We start from the raw sequence: 22,205 nt of genomic DNA on the forward strand, positions 1-22,205 counted from the left end.
GGTTTATTCTGTTAATTTGCCAGCATACATTTTTTTTAATTTGTATACTTTCGGGTCAATTACCATTCGGCAATAACCTGCTTCGGGATTATCATTGTAATAATTTTGATGATCTTCTTCAGCTTCGTAAAATACCTGAAAAGGTTTTAGCTGTGTTACGATTGGGCTTGGAAAAACAGATTTTAATTCTTCAAATACTCTTTCAGCTGTTTCTTTTTGAATAGTGTCATGGTATAAAATAATCGAACGGTATTGAGTGCCAACATCTGCGCCCTGTCGGTTTAGCGTTGTTGGGTCATGGCTCGTCATGAAAATAGTGATTAAGTCGTGATAAGAAAGAATATCCGGATTGAAAACGACTTGTACTACTTCAGCATGACCGGTTCGACCTGTGCATACTTCCCGGTAAGCAGGATTTTTTATCTGTCCGTCTGAATAACCTGATTTTATAGTTTCAACACCTTTTAGACGTTGAATAACAGCTTCGATACACCAGAAACAGCCACCACCGAAAGTTGCAATTGCTTGATTTTTCATATTTTAAGTTTTTGGCTTCTAAAATTGGGGTAAAATAATAGTTTTATCAAATTTAAAACTATTTATACAGATTCTAATCAGTGCAAACGTTAATTGAATTATAAATAAATTAGCAGGTTTTATAAGATGTGCAATACTTTTTTCGATGTATTTAATTGTTTTTTTATTTTTATGTTGTTGTTAATGAGGTATATATGAGTATATTTACTGTAGTGAATAATATTTTGAAAATAACCATTTAAATCGAAATCATTTGGCCAGTTTTAAAAATAAATATCGCAGAATAAGTTCAGTCATGTTATGGTCGATACTTTTGTTTTCTATTAATTTGATTGCACAAAATGAAGTTATTACAGATACTTTATGCCTTCCAAAAACCATATTTGATGTTTTTAAAAAGAAAGATTCTGTTTTGGTAGTGAAACCGGTCAAGGACAATTTTTTTTTGGTAATTCCGGTCATTGGTTCTCAACCGGCAACAGGGTTTGTATTTGGTGCAGTTGCCCAATATACTTTTAAAGGAAAAGGAGCCGAAGATAAATATTCTATTGTAAATCTTGGGGTTACCTATACCACAAAAAAGCAATGGCTAATCAATGCAAAAAATAATGTTTTGCTTAATAACAATAAAATATTCCTGAGTGGAGATTACCGATTATATGTTTTTTCACAGTCCAATTACGGGTTGGGAACAGGTATTGTTCCGAGACATAGCGAAGAAAGTGATTTTGATATCAGTATTATAGAGCAGCCAATGGATTATAATTATTTTAAATTCCATCAGACAGCTTCATGGAAGGTAAGAGAAAATTTTTATGTTGGAGGAGGTATTAATATTGATTGGTATTCTTCCATAAAAGACCATGATCTTGATTTAGAAAACAATCAGTTTACTTATCATTACGACTATAGCAAAAAATATGAATTCGATAATCTCGAATATTTTCTAAATGGTTTTAGCTTCAATGTGGTTTACGATTCAAGGGATAATCAGATCAATGCAAGTCATGGCTGGTTTGCTAATATCAATTATCGTTTTAATCCTGTACTGTTTAATAATCAGAGATATAGTAATGTGCTTTTAGGGGAATATCGTCATTTTATCCCTGTATTTAATCCTAAAAAACACTTTTTGCTGGCAATCTGGACATATGGGCAGTTCGTTGTCCGAGGTAAAGTGCCTTATTTAAATTTACCTGCATTGGGCTGGGATCAGCGCAGCAGAAGCGGGGAAGGGTACACACAAGGATTATTCCGCGGGCCTAATTTGGTCTATTTATCTACAGAATTCAGGTTTCCAATTACCTGCAATCGGCTTTTGAGTGGTACAGTTTTTACTAATTTTATCACAACAAGTAATGAGGATAACAGCGTGCGTCTTTTCAATTATATTCAGCCTTCTGCGGGAATAGGTTTGAGATTATTAATTGATAAGGCGACAAAAACAAATTTGGTTTTTGATTATGCATGGGGTCGAAATTCTAAAGCATTTTATTTAAATGCAGGTGAAACTTTTTAATTTTTTTTATTTTCTATTTAGTCTACTTGTTATATAGGTAATATTATTAAATTGATTAAAAAATAACTGTTTTTGTAATTATAATACTGCATAAGTTAAAATTTAAACTTTATTATTGATAAATTAACAATTTTGTAAAAAAGGAATATATTTGTGTGCAAATAAAAAAGCACAAATGGATACTAAAACTAAAAGCACTTCATTAGAGTTATATTTTGAACGTTTTCGAGAGAATATAGTAGGGATAGATCAGGAATTTGATTCGCCTTACGGAAAAAAACAAATTATTTATACCGACTGGACAGCCAGCGGAAGACTATATCGCCCGATTGAAGAGAAGCTTTTAAACGAATTTGGGCCTTTTGTAGCCAATACTCATACTGAAACAACCGTTTCAGGTACTGCGATGACGAAAGCATATCACCATGCGCGCCACATCATTAAACGTCATACAAATGCGAGTTCTGATGATGTTTTGATTACAGACGGAACCGGAATGACAGGAGTTATCAATAAATTTCAGCGAATTTTGGGTTTGAAAGTACCAGAAAACCTAAAAGCTTTTACTAATATTCCGGCGGAGAAAAAACCAATTGTTTTTATTTCGCATATGGAGCATCATTCGAATCAGACTTCGTGGCTGGAAACGATTGCTGATGTTGAAATTATTCCGTGTTCAGAAACTGAAAAAGGACTTTTTAGTCTGGATAACTTAAAAGAATTATTAGAAAAATATAAAGACAGAACGATAAAAATTGCTTCAATCACGGCTTGTTCAAATGTAACCGGTTTGAAAACGCCTTTTCACGATGTAGCAAAATTAATGCATCAGTACAATGGTGTCTGTTTTGTAGATTTTGCCTGCTCAGGACCTTATGTCGAAATCAATATGCATCCCGAAGATCCGGAAGCCTATCTGGATGCTGTTTTCTTTTCGCCACATAAATTTTTGGGAGGTCCAGGAACTTCAGGTGTTTTGATTTTTAATAAAAAGTTATACAACAATATGATTCCGGATTGTCCAGGCGGAGGAACGGTTAGCTGGACGAATCCTTGGGGGGAGCATAAATATGTTGATAATATCGAAGACCGTGAAGATGGCGGAACCCCTGGCTTTTTGCAGGTAATTAAAACTGCTCTGGCAATTGAACTGAAAGAAGAAATGGGAATTGAAAACATTCTGAAACGCGAGCATGAAATAGTAGATTATGTTTTTGAAGAACTGAATCCAGTATCGAATATTAACATTCTGGCAGGACATCATCAGGAGAGGTTAGGAGTTGTTTCGTTTTTTATAGATGATCTGCATTTTAATTTAGGAGTAAAGTTGCTAAATGACAGATTTGGTATTCAGACCAGAGGAGGGTGCAGCTGTGCCGGAACTTACGGACACTTTTTACTGCATGTTGATCAGGAAACTTCAAGCAAACTGGTTAATGAAATTACGATTGGCGATTTGATTAAAAAGCCGGGCTGGATCAGAATGTCGATTCATCCAACGACTACGAGTGAAGAAATTGCTTATGTGTGTCAAAGCATAAAAGAATTGGCAGAAAACCATGAAACTTGGAAACTGGATTATTCGTATGATAAGCAAACGAATGAGTTTGTACATAAAAATGCTACTTCTTTTGAAGATGAATTAGTGGCGAGGTGGTTTGCTTCATAAATCAACTTGTTTATAAAGTATTAAATCCGACAGGTTTTTATAAATCTGTCGGATTTGTTGTTTTTAACGATATTCGTTTATATTTGATGTCACAGGTGATTGATTAAAAAACATAAAATTTCAATGAAATTCGAACTAAATTTTGATAAAGATATTTACAACCAACAGATGGATTTGCTATTTGATTTGGCATGGAAAAGAAAAATTAAATATTATAAAAATTCACAATATTTAGGTTTTTTACTCATTATTCTTGGCGCTGCTTTAATTTATAATCGACCAAATATATTTGGAATAGGTTATGTTTTTATCTTTTTTGGTTTAACGAATCTAATTCCTTTTGTTTATCATTATTTCAAAATAAAATCAACATATAGAAAGTTTAATGCTGCAAAAAAATCAGAAATTGAAATAAATAAAGAAGTAAAAGATTTTAGTTGGGAATTTACGGAAGAAGCCTTTGTAATAAATGTTGGAAATCAATTCAAAGCTTTGCCATGGGAAGAATTTACAATTTATTTAATAAAAGACGATAACATAATATTGATAACGAAAGATTATCAACCCTATATATTAGGTGAAATTGAAGTTGGTAAGGAAAATTTTAAAATGATAATTTCATTTGTACAGAATAAAATCAGCATGGAATGATTTTATTAATGATTCGAATAAAATTTTTACTAGCATTTTTACAAAGTTAGCCTCATTAGTTTTAAAGCCTGGCGGTTTGTTTTTAGAGGGGGGAAGAATTCTTAAAAACTTCAAAACTTCTAACCTAGCCCCGATAGGAGTGAAAATCCTTTTGTGCCGGGGTTCGGCACAAAAGATTGTAACGGATAGCGGGATTTTGGTTCTGAAAATGCCAAAAATACCTGCTTCTGAGCAATTAACTGATAATCGTCTCTGTTTTAGTTGGCTGTTACAAATAAATGTATTAATTTTGCAATCCTTTTGGCAGAGAAGAGTTTCCATTAGGAATCAACTATTTATGTAAAACAACTTCTGTTTTTTTACTGCTTTATGAAACTCAAGGAAAACAGAATACAAATTTTTTTATCAGCATGTCTGAACAATTAAAATCACAAGAAGAGTTTTTAGCAAATTTTAACTGGCATAACTTCCAAGAAGGAATCGACGCAGTAGATGAGAAAAACTTACAAGAGTTTGAAGAACTAGTATCAAAAACTTTCATCGCTACAGATCAGGAAGAAGTAGTTGAAGGTGTTGTTGTTAGAATTACAGATAGAGACGTTATCGTTGATATCAATGCTAAATCTGAAGGTGTTATTTCTTTAAACGAATTTCGTTACAACCCAAATTTAAAAGTAGGTGACAAAGTAGAAGTATTAATCGACATCCGTGAGGATAAAACAGGTCAATTAGTATTATCTCACAGAAAAGCACGTACTATCAAATCTTGGGATAGAGTTATTGCAGCTAATGAAACTGGAGAAATCGTTAACGGTTTTGTTAAATGCAGAACTAAAGGAGGTATGATCGTTGACGTATTCGGTATCGAGGCGTTCTTACCAGGATCTCAAATTGACGTTAAGCCAATTAGAGACTACGATGTATATGTAAACAAAATGATGGAATTCAAAGTGGTAAAAATCAACCACGAATTCAAAAACGTTGTTGTATCTCATAAAGCGCTTATCGAAGCTGATATTGAGGTACAGAAAAAAGAAATCATCGGTCAATTACAAAAAGGACAAGTATTAGAAGGTGTTGTTAAAAACATTACTTCTTATGGTGTGTTCATTGACTTAGGTGGTGTTGACGGATTAATTCACATTACTGACCTTTCTTGGAGCAGAATCAACCACCCAAGTGAAGTTCTTGAATTAGACCAAAAATTAAACGTTGTAATCCTTGATTTCGATGATGAGAAAACAAGAATTCAATTAGGATTGAAACAATTAAACGCTCACCCATGGGATGCTTTAGATGCTAACTTAACTGTTGGAGATAAAGTAAAAGGTAAAGTAGTTGTAATCGCTGATTACGGTGCATTTATCGAAGTTGCTGAAGGTGTTGAAGGTTTAATCCACGTTTCTGAAATGTCATGGTCAACTCACTTACGTTCTGCTCAGGACTTCGTGAAAGTTGGAGATGTTGTTGAAGCAGTTATCTTAACTCTTGACAGAGATGATCGTAAGATGTCATTAGGTATCAAACAATTAACTCAGGATCCATGGACTGACATTACTTCTAAATACCCAGTAGGTTCTAAACATACAGGTATCGTTAGAAACTTTACAAACTTTGGTATTTTCGTAGAATTAGAAGAAGGAATTGATGGATTAATCTACATCTCTGACTTATCTTGGACTAAGAAAATCAAACACCCATCTGAGTTTGTAAACGTTGGTGAAAAACTTGATGTTGTAGTATTAGAATTAGATGTTGAAGGACGTAAATTATCTTTAGGTCACAAACAAACTACTGCTAATCCTTGGGATCAATACGAAGATTCTTTCGCTGTAGGAACTATTCACAACGGTGAGATTTCTGAAATCGTTGACAAAGGAGCTACTGTAGAATTCGGAGATGATATCGTTGCTTTCATTCCTACTCGTCACCTTGAAAAAGAAGACGGAAAGAAATTGAAAAAAGGTGATACTGCTGATTTCAAAGTAATTGAATTCAACAAAGAATTCAAAAGAGTTGTTGCTTCTCACACTGCTATCTTCCGTGAAGAAGAAGAGAAAAATGTAAAAGCTGCTGCTGAAAACACTGCTGCTGCATCTACTAACGCACCAGCTGCGACTTTAGGTGACAACAATGATGTATTAGCTGCTCTTAAAGCTAAAATGGAAAAAACTGAGAAAAAATAATTCTTACGTTTTTATAAATAGAAAGTCCCACAGTGATGTGGGATTTTTTTTTGTTTTTATATTTTCTTTTTTAACAAATAAAGTTGTGTTATAGTTTTGAAAAGTTACTTTTGTCTGAAAATTTATTTATATGAAGAAAATTTACTTTTTGGTTCTGGCTTTGTGTTTTTTTAATAGTTTGAGTGCGCAGGTTATTAATTTTCCTGATGCGAAGTTAAAAGCAAAACTTTTAAGTGCAGTTAACGGAAATACTGTACCGGTTGCATCTGTGCAATATTTTAATCCCGGATATCCAAGTTATTACAATGGGATTGATACAAATAATGATGGTGAAATTCAAATTAGTGAAGCATTATTAATTAAATCACTGGATATCTCTAATGCAAATATTACTGATTTAACAGGTTTGTCGTATTTTAGTAATTTGCATACACTTTTTTGCCATAATAATAAAATATCAAATTTATCTGAAGTTAACGCAATTCCGGGTTTAGTGCAATTTCAAATGAATTACAATACTGGTTTAAGTCAAATTGATTTATCTAATCTAATTAATTTAAAAACACTTACATGTATATCTGATAAGTTAACCCTGCTAAATGTTTCTAATAATGTAAGCTTAGAAAGTATTTCTTGCCAAGATAATAAACTTACTTCATTAGATGTATCAAATTGCCCAAATTTAAAATGGTTAGTATCTTTTTATAATCAATTACAATTTTTAAATATTAAAAATGGGAACACCAATAATTGGGTAAAATTAGATATTCATAATGGTGAACGATATTTAAAATATGTATGTTCAGATGAAGAAGATGTATCGTTGGTTCAAAAGAAGACTTCAAATTTACCAAATTGTCATGTAAATACTTATTGTAATTTTACACCTGGAGGTACGTTTTATACTATTGAAGGTAACCAAAAATTAGATTTTTTAAATGACGGTTGTGATAGTGATGATAATTTAATTCCATATTCCAAATACTTATTAAATGATGGTACTTCTACTCAAATACTATTTGCAAATAATTTTGGATCCTATTATATTCCTGTGCAAGCTGGAGAATATACACTGACGCCACTACTAGAAAATCCAAGCTATTTTTCTATAACTCCTCAAAATATTACAGTTAATTTTTCAACACAAACTAGTCCGTTTATTCAAAATTTTTGTGTTTCTAATTTTGACAAACATGATGTTGAAGTAATAGTTGTTCCTATTAATTCTGCCAGACCAGGCTTTGACTCTAATTATAAAATCATTTATAAAAACAAAGGAAATAGAATAGAAAACGGGACAATTAATTTAGAATTTAACGAAGCAGTTTTGGATTTGGTTGATGCTAGTCCTGTAGTTTCTACTCAAACTGAAGGTAACTTATCCTGGATTTTTTCTAATTTACAGCCGTTTGAAACTCGTGAAATTACTTTTACACTAAATGTAAATTCACCAATGGAAACTCCTGCAGTAAATAACGGAGATATATTAAAGTTTGCAGCAACAATAGCATCGCAAGATACAGACGAAACTCCAATTGATAATACATTCACTTTAAATCAAACTGTTGTAGGTTCATACGATCCAAATGATAAAACCTGCTTAGAAGGTTCTATTATCACACCAAGCCTAATAGGTGAGTACGTACACTACATGATTCGTTTTGAAAATACAGGAACTTATGCCGCACAAAACATAGTTGTAAAAGACATGATTGATTTGTCAAAATTTGATATTTCAACATTGATTCCAACTAGTTCAAGTCATTCATTTGCGACTAAAATATCAGAGGGAAACAAAGTAGAATTTATATTCGAAAATATCAATCTTCCTTTTGATGATGCACATAATGATGGTTATGTTGCTTTTAAAATTAAAACACTTCCAACATTAAAAGTGGGGGATTCCTTTACGAATGAGGCTAATATTTACTTTGATTATAATTTTCCGATACTTACTAATAAAGCGACATCAAAATTCCAAACGACTTTAAGTAATCCTGATTTTGAATTTTCGAATTACTTTACCTTGTATCCAAATCCTGTGAATGATGTTTTAAATATTAATGCTACACAGGTTATAGAAATACAATCATTAGCCATTTATGATATTTTAGGGCAATTGGTTATTGCGGTTCCAAATGCAAAATCAGTTTCTAATATTGATGTTTCTAAGCTTAGAGTTGGTACTTACTTTATAAAAGTGAAATCAGACAAAGGAAGCTCCAGTATGAAGTTTATTAAAAAGTAAACTCTATTTTTAAAACCAAGAAGTCCCGCATTGATGTGGGACTTTTTTTTAATCGTTTTAAAAATGAAATTAATTTGAAGCAAGTAATTTTGTTTCTTCCGGAGTGAAATCATTTACAATTTCATAGGAATTAATTCCTGTAATGTTCATCTCATCTATAATATCGACCAGATTTCCGTAGTTTGATTTTTTGCTTGGTTTAATGATAACAGATATTCCTTCTGAATGCCCTGATTTTTTGGAATAGTCCAAGCTGGATTTTTGTCTCTCAAGTAATTCTTTGCGAATGCCATCTTTGCCATAAGTAATTATTTGAGGTTCTTTTATTGGATTAGCAACAAGTCCTATAAAGTAAACTAGTTTATTATTTTCGCCTAACAAAATGGTAACGGATCTATTTTCTCCAGGATGCCGATATGGACAGTCACAGCACCCATTGTCACTAGAATTTAAATCCATCATTTTAGGTTTCCTTAATTCCGCTGACACCATAAAAAATATAATCAGCAAAAAAGAAACGCTAACCATTGCAGTTAAATCAACTCTTGAGTTTAATTTTCTGCCTCGAACTTTTTTAGGAAGGTTCCTCATAAGATGAATTTATTAATTAGCAGCTAATAGTTTAGATTCTTCAGGCGTGAAATCATTCACGATTGCATAGGTACCAATATTTGCAATAGCCATTTCATCTAAAATGTCCACTAAGTTTCCGAAATTAGACTTTTTACTTGGTTTTATGATTACAATTACACCTCTTTCATGGTCTCCGGTATATTCCTGAACTTGTCGAATTTTATTTAATAATTCTTTTCGGATTCCTTCCTGACCATATTTTAATTTTTTAGGTGATTCATCAGGTAATTCTAATAACCCTGAATAGGTTATGATTTTATCATTGTCACCAAGTAAAAGAGTCATAACTCTATTGTTAATGCCAACACCACAATGAATTACTCCATCGTCACCACAATATCTTTCAGGTAAACCTAAGTTCATTATTTTAGGCTTTCTCAACTCAGCGGCAACCATAAAAAAAATGATTAGCAGAAAAGAAATACTAACCATGGCAGTTAAATCAACTCTTGTGTTTAACTTTTTACTTCGGACTTTTTTAGACAGATTTTCCATAAATGATAGGTTTTGATTTTAAAGTTAATAATAAAATAAATACAAAAATGATACATCTTTAGAAATTTAATAAAAAATAAAATAATTTGCTAATGCCTTATTTTGCAGGTGTTACTGCTATTATTTTATATTTTTTGTTATCAGGTATTTTTCTTTTGAAAACCAAAACAGGTTTATCCCCGTAAATGAGCTTATAACTTAAAAACATTCATTATGAAAACTAGAAAATTTTTAGCAGCAGCAGTTTTAGCTTTAGGATTTGCATTTACATCAAATGCTCAAAAAACAGTAATGGTAGGTGGAGCAGCAATGTATCCGAACAAAAATATTATTGAAAATGCGGTAAATTCAAAAGATCACACTACTTTGGTAGCTGCTGTAAAAGCTGCAGGATTGGTAGAAACATTACAAGGAAAAGGACCATTTACCGTTTTTGCTCCAACAAATGCTGCTTTTGATAAATTACCAAAAGGAACTGTAGAAACTTTATTGAAACCTGAGAATAAAAAGAAACTTCAAACCATTCTGACCTATCATGTGGTTGCCGGAAAAATGAACGCTTCTGATATTGCAAAAGCAATAAAAGCGGGTAAGGGAAAAGCAACTCTTAAAACGGTTAGCGGTGGAACTTTAACTGCCTGGATGAAAGGTAAGGATTTATACATTTCTGACGAAAGCGGAAACAAATCTAAAGTGACTATTGCAGATGTCAATCAGTCAAATGGTGTTATTCATGTAGTTGACACCGTATTGTTGCCAAAAATGTAAAATTAAATAAGATTAATTAATTTTTAAGTCACAGTTTTGTTAATGCAATAAAACTGTGACTTTTTAAATTATATCTTCTTAACGTATTGTGTAATAATGACAATTTGCTGACCATCTACTTTTCCTTCAATATATTCAGCATTTTCATGGTCCAGACGAATGTTACGAACAGCAGTTCCTTGTTTTGCAACCATGCTCGAGCCTTTTACTTTCAAATCTTTAATTAAAACGACAGAGTCTCCATGTTGTAAAACTACGCCGTTGCTGTCACGATGAACCAGTTTGTTTTCGTCGTCTTCACCTTCTCCGGTTGCCTGTGCCCATGCAAGTGTATCTTCGTCTAAATACATCATATCCAGTAATTCCTGTGGCCAGCCTGCAGCACGCATACGGCTTAGCATTCTCCAGGCAACAACCTGAACCGGAATGTTCTCATTCCACATACTGTCGTTAAGGCATCTCCAGTGATTTAAATCAACTTTATCCGGATTTTCAATTTGGTCAATGCAGGTATTGCAAGCTAATATACTTTCGTCAATTCCGCCTTTTTGAGTGGGTAAAACAGTATATACTTTTAGGTTTTCTTCAGCGCCGCAAAGTTCACATTTAGATCCGCTGCGTTTATTTAATTCTCTTTCGATGCTCATGGTTTGATTTTTATTTGAGAGAGCGAAATTACTTTTAATTTGATTCGCTTACAAATTTATATTTAGGTCTGAAAGTACTGAAATTGCAGGTAATTGTGATTTTTTGAAGCACAAGTTTTGTTTTTTCAAGACCATTTGTCCCGCTATCCGCTTGTATCTTTTTCTGGCAGCAGCCAGAAAAAGGATACCGCTTCTATCGGGGCTAGATTAGAAATTTTTGATTAAAGGTATTATAAATTACTTTTTAACCCTCACCGCATCCGGAACCAGCATCTCATATTCACCTCCGTGACGTAATACATCACGAACAATACTCGAACTAATGAATGAAGTACCTGCAGCAGTTAATAAAAATACAGTTTCAATTTTAGAAAGTTTTCTGTTTGTGTGCGCAATGGCTTTCTCGAACTCGAAATCGGCGGGATTACGCAAACCTCTTAAAATAAAATTCGCTTTTAGTTTTTTTGCCAGATCAATAGTTAAACCTTCGTAAGTGATCACCGAAACTTTTGGTTCATCTTTGAAAGTTTCTTCGATAAAGCGTTTTCTTTCTTCAAGTGAAAACATGTATTTTTTTTCGGCATTAACACCAATAGCTATTATAATTTCATCAAACAAAGGGATTCCTCTTTTGATAATATCTTCATGACCAAGTGTAATCGGGTCAAACGATCCCGGAAATATAGCTTTTTTCATTTTTTTATTTTTGAGATTCAAATTCCAGCAAGCAAAGTTGTAAAAAATTATTGAAATTGAATTTTGATATTGATATTGATTTTTGAAATTGTAATTTGATTACGTTATCCTTTTTGTATTTATTGAAGCTACCCATTCGTCTTTTTGACAAACCTTGCATTTTGCAGTTCCTGCTTTTTGCTTTTCGGTATGTCCACAGAAGCTGCAGGAATAGGTTCCGTCAGTTGGAATAATTTTGCTTTTTTCAATAAACAAAGCGGGCAGAATCGGCAATCCGTATCCGACTTTTTCGTCCGGGTAATAAAAAACACTTACTTCGCCGCTCGGTTCAATAAAAGCATGTTTTATTTGGCCTAAATGCTCGATAGATTTTACACGCAGCTCTGAGAAAAATTCATCCTGCGCCAGTGTTTCTTTCTTAAACGATGATAAAGAAAATTTTCCGTCCTGAATAAGGCATTCGGTTTTGCCTTCAATAAATTCTTCAAACTTTTTGCTTTTTCCGGTTAGCCAGGTAACAGTCCGGTACAAAATCATAATAACCGCAAAAACGATTATCGCCGGTACAATCCCGACATCTTCATAAAACATTGGATCTCCTGCAGCAGAGCCCAGTGCAATAATTATCACGGTTTCAAAAATTGATAATTGTTTTACGCCCCTTTTTCCCGCCAGTTTTAAAGTCAGTAATAAAATCGTGAACATTACGGTTGAACGAAAGATTACCTCCAAAAGAAAAACTCCCGGCAGTTCGTTAAATAAGACCCTATTCCATTCAAATATTTCTTTCATTTTTTTGAGAGTTGCTAAGGTTCTGAGATTCTGAGTTTCTTTTTTCCAAAATTAATTACTGAAATTTAAATCAGACTTTTTTCGGACTATTTTTAGAATACCATCTTCATGATAAAGTTTTAATAGTTCATTTTTGGAGTAATTAACTTTTTTATCAGAATAATTTTCTGCTTTATCTAAATCATCAATTTCATAAGGCATATAGGCATCAAAATCATTATGAGTTGTGTAAATACTGTCTTTGGTTACTTTATCAATTTTCATATTCGAATAATAACCATTTGAAAATTTTAAATTATAAACATCACCCTCTTTTGGATTTTTTACCAGAATACTTGTTTCGTCTTTTTTCTCAAAATAATTCTTAATTGTAAAAATAAGGAATAATGCCAGAATAAAAGAACCTGTGAATATCCAAATTGAATTATCTAATTTTTCGGTTCGTAGTTTTGATTGAATGTTTTCTGATAAATCTTCGTAATCAAATTTTTCTTTGCAATGGCTGCATTCAATAAAAACAAGTTTACCCACAGGAAACAAAGGAATCATAGTCAGATGTGTATATCTTCTGTAAATGCTAAAATGCAGTGTGTTTTCTTTTTTACATTTCGGACATTCTTCATTTGAAATTTCACCGTTTTTTATATTTGAATCACGAGTTCCAACTAGAAAGAGCATATTGTTTGAGTTTGCGAAAATGAAGATTAGACTTGAAAGAACTTAGATTCCGCTCAGTCAGACAAGTTTTATAAATTTAATAAAAAAGGTGCTAAAATCTCAGAATCTTAGCACCTCAGTATCTTAGCGACTATTTTAAAGTCAGCTCAATTGCATTGGTAAATAAATCTTCAAGAGTTATTCCGGCTGCTTTGGCCTGCTGTGGAATTAAACTTTCGGTTGTTAATCCCGGAATGGTATTCATTTCCAGCATGTGTGGTTCGTTGTTTACGATAATGAATTCGCTTCGTGAGAACCCTTTCATTTTTAATACTTCGTAAGCACGTTTAGCTGTTTCGCCTATTTTTTGTGTAAGTTCATCTGAAATTCTCGCAGGCGTGATTTCCTGTGATTTTCCTTCGTATTTCGCTTCGTAATCAAAGAAATCATTGTCTGATACAATTTCTGTAATTGGTAAAACGATGATTTCGCCTTTATAATTGATAACCCCAACAGAAACTTCGGTTCCGTCAAGGAAACTTTCGATGATGATTTCGTTGTCTTCTTTGTACGCTACTTCAATGGCAATTGGCAATTCGGCTTCGGATTTTACTTTTGAGATTCCGAAACTTGAACCTGCTTTATTTGGTTTTACGAAACAAGGCAAACCTACTTTTTTGACGATTTCGGCTGTATTGATTTCGTCTCCTTTATTTAGGTAGTATGAAATTGCAGTTTTGATTCCGTATGGTTTTAAAACCGATAATAAATCACGTTTATTGAAGGTTACGGCTGCCTGATAATAATCGCAGGAAGTTTGGGGGATTCCTAATAATTCGAAATAAGCCTGCATCAGTCCGTCCTCACCCGGAGAACCATGAATAGCATTGAAAACACAGTCAAATTTGATTTTTTCACCATTTACGGTTACAGAGAAATCGTTTCTGTCAATCGGAAATTCAGCATCATTTTCGTCAACGTAAACCCATTTTTCTTTGAAAATATGAATTCGGAATCCGTTGTATTTTGTTTTGTCAAGGTATTGTTTTACAACGTTTCCGCTGATTAGAGAGATTTTATATTCGCTTGAATATCCGCCCATGATAATGGCTATGTTTTTCATTGACTTTTTGGTTTATGTGTTTAATTGTTAATTTTATTTGTTTCAGGTTTCAGGTTTCCTTTGTTTCATGTCTTAAAATTTCTTTTTTGTCAGACTGAGCGGAGTCGAAGTCCCTATTACCGAATCACTTTGTTAAGACTTCGACTCCGCTCAGTCTGACACTGTGAACAATAATAATAAACGTTCTTATAAAACCTAATGCCCTAGCCCCGATAGAGCCGGTATCCTTTTTGACCGCTTTTTTGCGGGTAAAAAGATATAGGCGAAAGCGGGAAACAGCTCCCGATTATTCGCTTTACTGTTTAAAACAAAATTATCATTTTTTTTGAAACGAAATAGCTTTATCTTTGCGTTCATCTAAAAATAAATTTATGAGTTTACGTAAGTATTTAACGAGCCGTGTGTTTTTTTTACAAGTATTGGGTGCAGCTGCAATTATTGCGGTTTTGGGTTATTTGTTTATGCACTGGCTGACGTTTACAACGGATCACGGACATGAAATTGCGGTTCCGAATTTAGCTAAACTGACAGAAGAACAGGTAGAAGAAAAGCTGGACGATCTGGATCTGGATTATGTGCTTTTGGATAGTGTTGATTACAGAAGTGAATATCCTAAATTTAGTGTGGTAGAGCAGGATCCGCTGCCGGGAACAATGGTAAAAGTAGGAAGAAAAATATATATTAAAATTAATGCATCCGGGTTTTCGTCTGTTAGAATTCCTGATTTAATTGATAAAACGTATCGTGAAGCGGTTCCGACTCTGAAAGCTTTAGGGCTTCAGGAAGGAACTATTACGTATATTCCGAATCTTGGAAAAGATATGGTTTTAGAACTTCGCTACAAAGGCAGAAACCTGAAAGCAGGAGACCGTGTATTAAAAGCATCTAAAATTGATTTGGTTTTAGGCGACGGAAAAGCGAGTTATGTAGATGAAAGTGAGGCTGTAGACAGTACTGCTGCGCCAATTGAAGAAACACCAACTGATGAACAATAATAATGAAGAAAATTTAGATCTGGAAGACGAATTATTCGAACATTACAGATTTGAAGTCCCAAAAGGTCAGGCGTTTTTGCGTATTGACAAATATTTAATGTATTTGATTCCGAATGCCACACGAAATAAAATTCAGAATGCGGCCACTAACGGAAACATTTTTGTAAATGATATTCCGGTAAAGTCAAACTACAAAGTAAAACCTTTTGATGTGATAACAGTGATGTTGTCGCATCCTCCATTTGAGAATAGAGTAGATCCGGAGGATATTCCGCTGGATATCGTTTATGAAGATGAAGCGCTCCTGCTTATCAATAAACCGCCCGGATTGGTAGTGCATCCGGGACACGGCAATTATACCGGAACTTTGGTGAATGCTTTGGCATTTCATTTCGAAAATTTACCAATGAACAGCAGTGAACGTCCAGGTTTGGTTCACCGAATAGATAAGGATACGTCCGGACTTTTGATTATAGCAAAAACGGAAGCTGCAATGACGCATTTAGCCAAACAATTTGAGGCTAAAACTACAGAACGTGAATATGTTGCCCTTGTATGGGGAAATATTAAGGAAGACAGCGGTACGATTGAAGGTAATCTTGCCAGACATTTGAAAGACCGTATGCAAATGGCGGTTTTTGCTGATCCTGAAATTGGAAAGCCAGCAATCACGCATTATAAAGTTTTGGAGCGTTTTGGTTACGTAACTTTGATTTCGTGTAAACTGGAGACAGGAAGGACACACCAGATTCGTGCACACATGAAACATATCGGGCATCCGTTGTTTAATGACGAACGTTACGGAGGTCATTTGATTCTGAAAGGAACTACTTTTACAAAATACAAGCAGTTTATAGAAAATTGTTTTAAAGCCCTGCCACGTCAGGCGCTGCATGCAAAAACACTTGGATTCGTTCACCCAAATACAGGCGAAATGATGCGTTTTGACACCGAATTGCCTCAGGATTTTCAGGATTGTATTGAAAAATGGCGCAATTATGTGAAATCGCACAATGTTGAGGATGACGAGGTATAATTTGATAATGAGATAATTTGTCAATTAGATAATTTTTTTGAAAATACAAAAAGCTCCATTTTTTAAGGAGCTTTTTTGTTTTATGAAAGACACTTAAATCTAGGAAGTCTAAAAATCTAACATTCTAAATTACTAAGTTTGTATTTCAGAAAATAATTATGAAAAACAATTTCGATCTTAGAACGGTAAATGTTACGCGTTACATCACGCCTTTGCGTGAGGGAGGTTCTTTGCCTGCTTTGGCTGAGGCCGATGACGATTTTAAATATGTACTCAAATTCAAAGGTGCCGGTCATGGCGTAAAAGCCCTGATTGCCGAATTGATAGGCGGACAAGTTGCGAAAGCCTTAAAATTACAGTTGCCGGAATTGGTTTTTGCCAATCTCGATGAAGCTTTTGGGCGCACTGAAGCCGATGAAGAGATTCAGGATTTGCTGCAGGGAAGTCAGGGATTAAATCTGGCGCTTCATTTTCTGTCGGGTGCGATTACGTTTGATCCCGCAGTTACGACTGTCGATGCCAAATTGGCGTCTCAGATTGTCTGGCTGGATGCCTATATTACCAATGTCGACCGAACTTTTAAAAATACCAATATGCTGATCTGGCATAAAGAATTGTGGCTGATCGATCACGGAGCATGTCTGTACTTTCATCATTCCTGGAACAACTGGGAGCAGCATGCCAAAAGTCCGTTTGCATTGATAAAAGATCACGTTTTATTGCCTCAGGCCTCACTTTTAAAGGAAGTTGACGCCGAATTTAAAGCGATTTTGACACCCGAAATTTTAGAAGAAATTGTCAATGCAATTCCGCTGGACTGGCTTGAATGGGAAGATACAGATGAAACACCGGAGGGCTTGCGAAATGTGTACTTACAGTTTTTAAAGACAAGATTAGATAATTCAGAAATATTTGTAAATCAGGCTCAAAATGCAAGATAGTCACTTATATGAGTACGCTGTAATTCGGGTTGTGCCAAGGGTAGAACGCGAAGAATTCCTGAATATCGGAATCATTTTGTTTTGCAAAAAAGCCAGGTTTATAAAGGTTCTTTTTCACTTAAATAAAGAAAAAATTCAAGCACTTTCTACAGATTTCGACATCGAACAGTTAGAATGTAATTTAACCTCGCTGGTAAAAATCGCCAACGGAGCCAAAGACGGCGGTCCGATTGCTGAGTTTGAGATTCCGGAGCGTTTTAGATGGTTAACGGCTATTAGAAGTTCTGCAATTCAAACGTCTAGACCGCATCCGGGGTTGTGTATGGATTTGGAGAAAACGATTCAGAGGTTGTTTGAGGAACTTGTCTTGTAATTTTTTTTACCATATAAGTTATATAAGATAATTTAAGTTTTGTTTTAATGAATCTCGCAAAGACGCGAAGGCACAAAGAAATATAAGAAAAAAACTTTGCGACTCTGTGTCTTTGCGAGATTATAACATCTTTGTGAGTCTTAGCGTAAACCTCTGCGAATCTCTGTGAAATAAGCCTAAATCAGTTTTTTCTCCAAATAAATAAATTCCAAAGGCTCTTCAGAAACCGTAACATGAATGTCACTCTCAGGAAAAGCCTCACGTTCACCAGTATCCACATATCCATGACGTTTGTACCACGCAATAAGCTCTTCACGAACTGAAATGACCGTCATGATTATACTATACAATCCCAAAGCTTTCGCCTGATTTTCGGCTTCAGCCAAAAGCTTTTTCCCGATGCCGCTGTTTTGAAGTTCAGGCGAAACCGTCAGCATTCCTAAATACAATTGATGACCTTTTTCGACCAATAAAACCGAACCGATGATTTTGTCGTTTTCAGTAAATTTCAGAATCGTGTTTTTTGGATCTAGAAAGATTTCGGTCATTTCGGGTTCGTCGGTTCTTTTTCCTTCGAGTAAATGGGCTTCGGTTGTCCAGCCTTTTTTGGAGGTTTCGCCTCTGTATGCTGAGTTGATCAGGGTTACTAATGTGGGAATATCTTCTAAAGTTGCTTTTGTAATCATGTGTTGTAACTTTAATCCAAATTAATATTTTGGAGTATTCTGCTTTACCTTTTGAATTAATTCATTTTCTTTTTCAATCATTTTTACAAAAGGATCATTTTTAGGCAAATGTTCTTTTTGATATTTTTCAATAAGGGGAAGGGTTAATACGATTTTCAGTGTATTATGATAATCGTGTATACTGTTTCGTTTTTGGTTAATTGTTTTTATTAAGGCTTTCAAATCAGTTTTTTCAGAAACATATTTTTCTTCACTTTTTTTAATCAGATTTAGAATCTTATGCTTCATTATACTATCAGTAATCAAATCTGCCTGATTTCTTGCAGAAAGGTAGTAATCATTTGATTTCTGATCATAGCTATAATAGCTATTTAAAGTATCTTGAGGATTAAACTCATTTAATTCACTTTCTAAAGCTTTTAATTTTGGAGATTTATTCATCAGCTCTGTATACAAATCATTTACTAAATCATTGTGAGATCTAAATCTTCCAAAATCAATACTTTTTTCCTGTAATGCTTTTGGTTCTTCATTATTTCTGTTAACAGTTTTATTTTCCTGACAAGATGCTAAAAGAAGTAACGATAATAAAGCGCATATTTTGATCATAGTTTTATTTTTTGTTGAATGAAAAACGAAACTACAAAAAAAGTGTTCATTTCTTATTCCGATTTGTACGGAAATATCTGAAAAATTCTTCAAATTTGCATAAAACACAATATCAATAAAGTATGAGCAGAATGCATTTATTCGAATTTGAAGATCAGCAATGGCTTCCGGAATTTATTAGAAATTACATGACCGACTTTCTACAGTTTCTTTCTAATAAAACTGCGATGTACAAAGGCATAGTTCCGATAATCGAAAAAGGATTAAAAGAAAGCCAGACCAACCAGATTATTGATCTTGCTTCGGGCGGTGGCGGCGGACTTATCTGGCTCAACACCGAATTGCGACAACACAATCCCGATTTAAAAATTCTGCTCACCGATTATTTCCCAAATATTCCTGCTTTCGAACATACGCAAAAACAAGCCGACAATTTTGATTTTGTAAAAGCGTCAGTCGATGCCAGAAATGTTCCCGAAAACCTAAAAGGACTTCGAACGCAATTTTTATCATTCCATCATTTTAAACCCAAAGATGCACAGCAGATTCTGCAAAATGCGATTGATACAAACAGCTCGATTGCGATTTTTGAAGGGCAGGAAAGGAGTTTCCAGAGTATTATGGCTATGATTTTTTCTCCTTTTACTGTCTTAGTGACAGCACCGTTTATAAAGCCATTTCACATCGGCAGAATCATTTTTACGTATCTGATTCCGATTGTGCCTATTTTGATTCTCTGGGACGGCGTTGTTTCTTCTTTAAGGACTTATTCTGTTGAAGAAATGAGTGTATTGGTTTCTAAGTTAGATAACAAAGAAAATTTTAATTGGGAAGTTGGAAGGGTGAAATCAGGACCTACTAAGATTTTGTATTTGTTGGGGACGAGGAAATAAAATTTACAATTACGACCAAAGAATAAGCCCTCCGCAAACATTTTCGCCATCAAAATCCTCAATCTTTGTTAACTTTCTAACGGAGATTGTTTTCTCCAATTGACTTAGCTCGTGTTCTCCTTTGTCGTAATGGCAATGGTGAGTGCAGGTCTTATAATACCCCTATCGGCTAAGGCTTCTTGAAAGTCATCTTATATTGCTTTTTTAATAATAAAAAGTATACCCCGAAATAACAAATTACACGTAAAATCTGCCGAATTCAATTCAGTTTTTGTGCATCTGGGTGTGACGCCTATGCTGGGTGGATTTCAATTTAATTTCTTCCTGATCATGAACTTATGTGGTGAGTTGTTTAAAATAGAATTAAATACTTAAGTATAAATACTTATTTTTTTTTGAAAAACTGCCAAAACGCAGTTTTTATTCCAAGTTAAGCTTATAATTTTGCTGTGTAAATAAGTAAAATACTTAGACGTAAGTTTGATACTTAGAAAATAAAAAGTACTTAACGATTAATTTTTTTTGATATGAGTTCAATTTCAACAAATCAACCGCTTTCAAGTTTAAACATTTTTAGTGGCAAAGGAGTTCAGATGCGTACCTTCCACATTACATGGTTAACATTTTTCTTTTGCTTTTTTGCATGGTTTGGTATGGCATCGCTTATGCCTATCGCCAAAGAGCAATTGCACCTGACAAAAGACCAATTAGGTAACATTCAGATTGCATCGGTATCGGCAACCATTATCGCCAGATTATTAATAGGCCGATTAGTCGATAAATTTGGGCCAAGAATAATTTATACCTGGTTATTACTGATTTGCTCCGTACCGGTATTATTGATTGGTATTTCACAATCGTATGAAAGTTTCCTGTTTTTTAGATTGGCTATCGGAGTTATTGGTGCTTCTTTTGTGATCACACAGTTTCATACTTCAGTAATGTTTGCGCCGTCCATTAAAGGAACTGCCAATGCTACAGCAGGAGGATTCGGTAATGCGGGTGCCGGTTTGGCTAATATTACCATGCCTCTTATTGCAGCAGGATTCGTGGGATTAGGAGTGTGTACTAAGGAAGACAGCTGGAGATATGCCATGATTGTTCCCGGAGTACTATTATTGGTTTTTGCTTTTTTATATTTCAGATTTACCAAAGATTTGCCAAATGGTAATTATAAAGAACTCGGAATAGAAACAACCAATAAAGAAAATACCTTTATGCTGGCTGTAAAAGACTACCGTACCTGGGTTTTGACCATTGCTTATGCAGCTTGTTTTGGAGTTGAGATCACGATTGATAATTTTGCCCCGATTTATTTTACAGATACTTTTGGTGCCAGTTTGAAAACGGCAGGAATCTGCGCAGGTATTTTTGGATTAATAAATCTTTTTGCAAGACCATTAGGCGGAATCGTTGCCGACAAAGTAGGTAAGAGATATGGTTTTTCAGGGAAAAATTTATTGCTTGCATTACTGCTTCTTGTAGAAGGTGTTGGTGTTATTTTCTTTGGTCTGACAAATCAATTAGGGGTTGCTATATTTTTAATGTTCTTGTTTGGAATGAGTTTAAAAATGGCAAATGGAGCAACTTATAGTCTTGTACCCTTCGTAAATCCAAAAGCGGTAGGTAGTGTTGCCGGAATTGTAGGAGCAGGCGGAAATATAGGGGCGATGTTGATTGCTTTCCTGTTCAAAGCTAAAGCTGTTAAATTTACTAAAGATGTGATTGACGAAAGCGGAGTATCACAAACCAAGGATTTAATTGATTACACAAGTGCTTTTTATGTATTGGGAATCATTATTCTGGTAACAGGATTTGTAGTTTTGGCTATAAAACTTTTAGTTAAAGATAAAGAAGAAGAGAAATTGCCTGCAGCTGTAAATTTAGCGTATCAAACAGTAAAATCTTAAATCTAAAAAATAGAAATAGTAAATGTTTTTGTTTAAAAAGAAAGGTTGTCCAGATTAGGACAGCCTTTCTTTTTTGCTAAAATTGATTAGATTGCTTGTCTTTGTCACACGGATTGCACCTGGGCGATAGCGAACTGAAGA

General features: G+C 34.2%; 22 protein-coding genes. 12 read left to right on the plus strand and 10 right to left on the minus strand.

Annotated elements, in window-relative coordinates; genetic code table 11:
- Positions 1–3: 3 nt before the first annotated feature.
- Positions 4–537: a peptide-methionine (S)-S-oxide reductase MsrA gene (gene msrA, locus GWR14_RS20200; RefSeq protein ID WP_163410954.1), complete on the minus strand. Its 534-nt coding sequence runs from the start codon at positions 535–537 to the stop codon at positions 4–6.
- Between the two features lie 295 nt (positions 538–832).
- Between msrA and GWR14_RS20205 the strand changes: the two genes are divergently transcribed.
- From GWR14_RS20205 to GWR14_RS20225, 5 genes are all read left to right on the plus strand, one after another.
- Complete coding sequence (locus GWR14_RS20205) at positions 833–2,056, plus strand: BamA/TamA family outer membrane protein (RefSeq protein WP_163410955.1); 1,224 nt, start codon at positions 833–835, stop codon at positions 2,054–2,056.
- A 175-nt stretch (positions 2,057–2,231) separates the two neighbouring features.
- A complete protein-coding gene (locus GWR14_RS20210; protein ID WP_163410956.1) occupies positions 2,232–3,725 on the plus strand; it encodes an aminotransferase class V-fold PLP-dependent enzyme in 1,494 nt (497 codons plus the stop codon).
- Between the two features lie 123 nt (positions 3,726–3,848).
- Entirely contained in the window at positions 3,849–4,376 is a 528-nt protein-coding gene (locus GWR14_RS20215; protein WP_163410957.1) for an MFS transporter, read from the plus strand.
- 410 nt (positions 4,377–4,786) lie between these two features.
- Positions 4,787–6,562, plus strand: coding sequence for a 30S ribosomal protein S1 (gene rpsA / locus GWR14_RS20220; RefSeq protein WP_163410958.1), 1,776 nt, complete (start codon positions 4,787–4,789; stop codon positions 6,560–6,562).
- 130 nt (positions 6,563–6,692) lie between these two features.
- Complete coding sequence (locus tag GWR14_RS20225) at positions 6,693–8,810, plus strand: DUF7619 domain-containing protein (RefSeq protein WP_163410959.1); 2,118 nt, start codon at positions 6,693–6,695, stop codon at positions 8,808–8,810.
- Between the two features lie 69 nt (positions 8,811–8,879).
- Here GWR14_RS20225 and GWR14_RS20230 read toward each other — a convergent pair whose 3' ends face one another.
- Together GWR14_RS20230 and GWR14_RS20235 are read right to left on the minus strand one after the other, a co-directional pair.
- On the minus strand, positions 8,880–9,401 hold the full coding sequence (locus tag GWR14_RS20230) for an ExbD/TolR family protein (RefSeq protein ID WP_163410960.1): 522 nt from the start codon (positions 9,399–9,401) through the stop codon (positions 8,880–8,882).
- Between the two features lie 12 nt (positions 9,402–9,413).
- On the minus strand, positions 9,414–9,938 hold the full coding sequence (locus tag GWR14_RS20235; protein ID WP_163410961.1) for an ExbD/TolR family protein: 525 nt from the start codon (positions 9,936–9,938) through the stop codon (positions 9,414–9,416).
- Positions 9,939–10,151: 213 nt separating this feature from the next.
- Here GWR14_RS20235 and GWR14_RS20240 point away from each other — a divergent pair, with 213 nt between their 5' ends.
- On the plus strand, positions 10,152–10,706 hold the full coding sequence (locus GWR14_RS20240; protein WP_163410962.1) for a fasciclin domain-containing protein: 555 nt from the start codon (positions 10,152–10,154) through the stop codon (positions 10,704–10,706).
- A gap of 68 nt (positions 10,707–10,774) precedes the next feature.
- Here the strand turns inward: GWR14_RS20240 and GWR14_RS20245 are convergent, their stop codons facing one another.
- From GWR14_RS20245 to GWR14_RS20265, 5 genes are all read right to left on the minus strand, one after another.
- Positions 10,775–11,353 carry a PhnA domain-containing protein gene (locus tag GWR14_RS20245; protein WP_163410963.1) on the minus strand — a complete coding sequence of 193 codons (579 nt, stop codon included), beginning with the start codon at positions 11,351–11,353 and terminating at the stop codon, positions 10,775–10,777.
- A 237-nt stretch (positions 11,354–11,590) separates the two neighbouring features.
- Positions 11,591–12,049: a pantetheine-phosphate adenylyltransferase gene (coaD, locus tag GWR14_RS20250; RefSeq protein WP_163410964.1), complete on the minus strand. Its 459-nt coding sequence runs from the start codon at positions 12,047–12,049 to the stop codon at positions 11,591–11,593.
- A gap of 99 nt (positions 12,050–12,148) precedes the next feature.
- Positions 12,149–12,841 (minus strand): DUF421 domain-containing protein, encoded by a 693-nt coding sequence (locus tag GWR14_RS20255; RefSeq protein ID WP_163410965.1) that lies wholly within the window; start codon positions 12,839–12,841, stop codon positions 12,149–12,151.
- A gap of 51 nt (positions 12,842–12,892) precedes the next feature.
- Positions 12,893–13,519, minus strand: coding sequence for a zinc ribbon domain-containing protein (locus GWR14_RS20260; protein WP_163410966.1), 627 nt, complete (start codon positions 13,517–13,519; stop codon positions 12,893–12,895).
- Positions 13,520–13,649: 130 nt separating this feature from the next.
- A complete protein-coding gene (locus GWR14_RS20265) occupies positions 13,650–14,621 on the minus strand; it encodes a D-alanine--D-alanine ligase (protein WP_163410967.1) in 972 nt (323 codons plus the stop codon).
- Positions 14,622–14,992: 371 nt separating this feature from the next.
- On the opposite strand from GWR14_RS20265, the gene GWR14_RS20270 reads away from it, so the two are divergent.
- The 4 genes from GWR14_RS20270 to GWR14_RS20285 all read left to right on the plus strand — a co-directional run bounded on the left by GWR14_RS20270 (position 14,993) and on the right by GWR14_RS20285 (position 17,966).
- On the plus strand, positions 14,993–15,616 hold the full coding sequence (locus tag GWR14_RS20270) for a PASTA domain-containing protein (protein WP_163410968.1): 624 nt from the start codon (positions 14,993–14,995) through the stop codon (positions 15,614–15,616).
- The gene (locus GWR14_RS20275) at positions 15,606–16,652 is read left to right on the plus strand and encodes an RluA family pseudouridine synthase (RefSeq protein WP_163410969.1); all 1,047 of its coding nucleotides are present in this window, start codon (positions 15,606–15,608) and stop codon (positions 16,650–16,652) included. The genes GWR14_RS20270 and GWR14_RS20275 overlap by 11 nt, the downstream gene beginning before the upstream one ends.
- Before the next feature lie 158 nt (positions 16,653–16,810).
- On the plus strand, positions 16,811–17,593 hold the full coding sequence (locus GWR14_RS20280) for a HipA family kinase (protein ID WP_163410970.1): 783 nt from the start codon (positions 16,811–16,813) through the stop codon (positions 17,591–17,593).
- Positions 17,583–17,966: a DUF3037 domain-containing protein gene (locus tag GWR14_RS20285; RefSeq protein WP_163410971.1), complete on the plus strand. Its 384-nt coding sequence runs from the start codon at positions 17,583–17,585 to the stop codon at positions 17,964–17,966. Before GWR14_RS20280 ends, GWR14_RS20285 begins: the two co-directional genes overlap by 11 nt.
- Positions 17,967–18,142: 176 nt before the next feature.
- On the opposite strand, the gene GWR14_RS20290 is transcribed toward GWR14_RS20285, so the two are convergent.
- Together GWR14_RS20290 and GWR14_RS20295 are read right to left on the minus strand one after the other, a co-directional pair.
- The gene (locus GWR14_RS20290) at positions 18,143–18,652 is read right to left on the minus strand and encodes a GNAT family N-acetyltransferase (protein ID WP_163410972.1); all 510 of its coding nucleotides are present in this window, start codon (positions 18,650–18,652) and stop codon (positions 18,143–18,145) included.
- Between the two features lie 21 nt (positions 18,653–18,673).
- The gene (locus tag GWR14_RS20295) at positions 18,674–19,261 is read right to left on the minus strand and encodes a hypothetical protein (protein ID WP_163410973.1); all 588 of its coding nucleotides are present in this window, start codon (positions 19,259–19,261) and stop codon (positions 18,674–18,676) included.
- A gap of 122 nt (positions 19,262–19,383) precedes the next feature.
- Here GWR14_RS20295 and GWR14_RS20300 point away from each other — a divergent pair, with 122 nt between their 5' ends.
- Together GWR14_RS20300 and GWR14_RS20305 are read left to right on the plus strand one after the other, a co-directional pair.
- Positions 19,384–20,154, plus strand: a complete 771-nt coding sequence (locus GWR14_RS20300; RefSeq protein WP_187356551.1) for a class I SAM-dependent methyltransferase — start codon at positions 19,384–19,386, stop codon at positions 20,152–20,154.
- Between the two features lie 527 nt (positions 20,155–20,681).
- Entirely contained in the window at positions 20,682–22,064 is a 1,383-nt protein-coding gene (locus GWR14_RS20305) for an MFS transporter (protein WP_163410974.1), read from the plus strand.
- Positions 22,065–22,205 lie beyond the last annotated feature (141 nt).

The sequence above is a fragment of the Flavobacterium ajazii genome (genome assembly GCF_010614725.1).
In the GTDB taxonomy this organism is placed as follows: domain Bacteria; phylum Bacteroidota; class Bacteroidia; order Flavobacteriales; family Flavobacteriaceae; genus Flavobacterium; species Flavobacterium ajazii.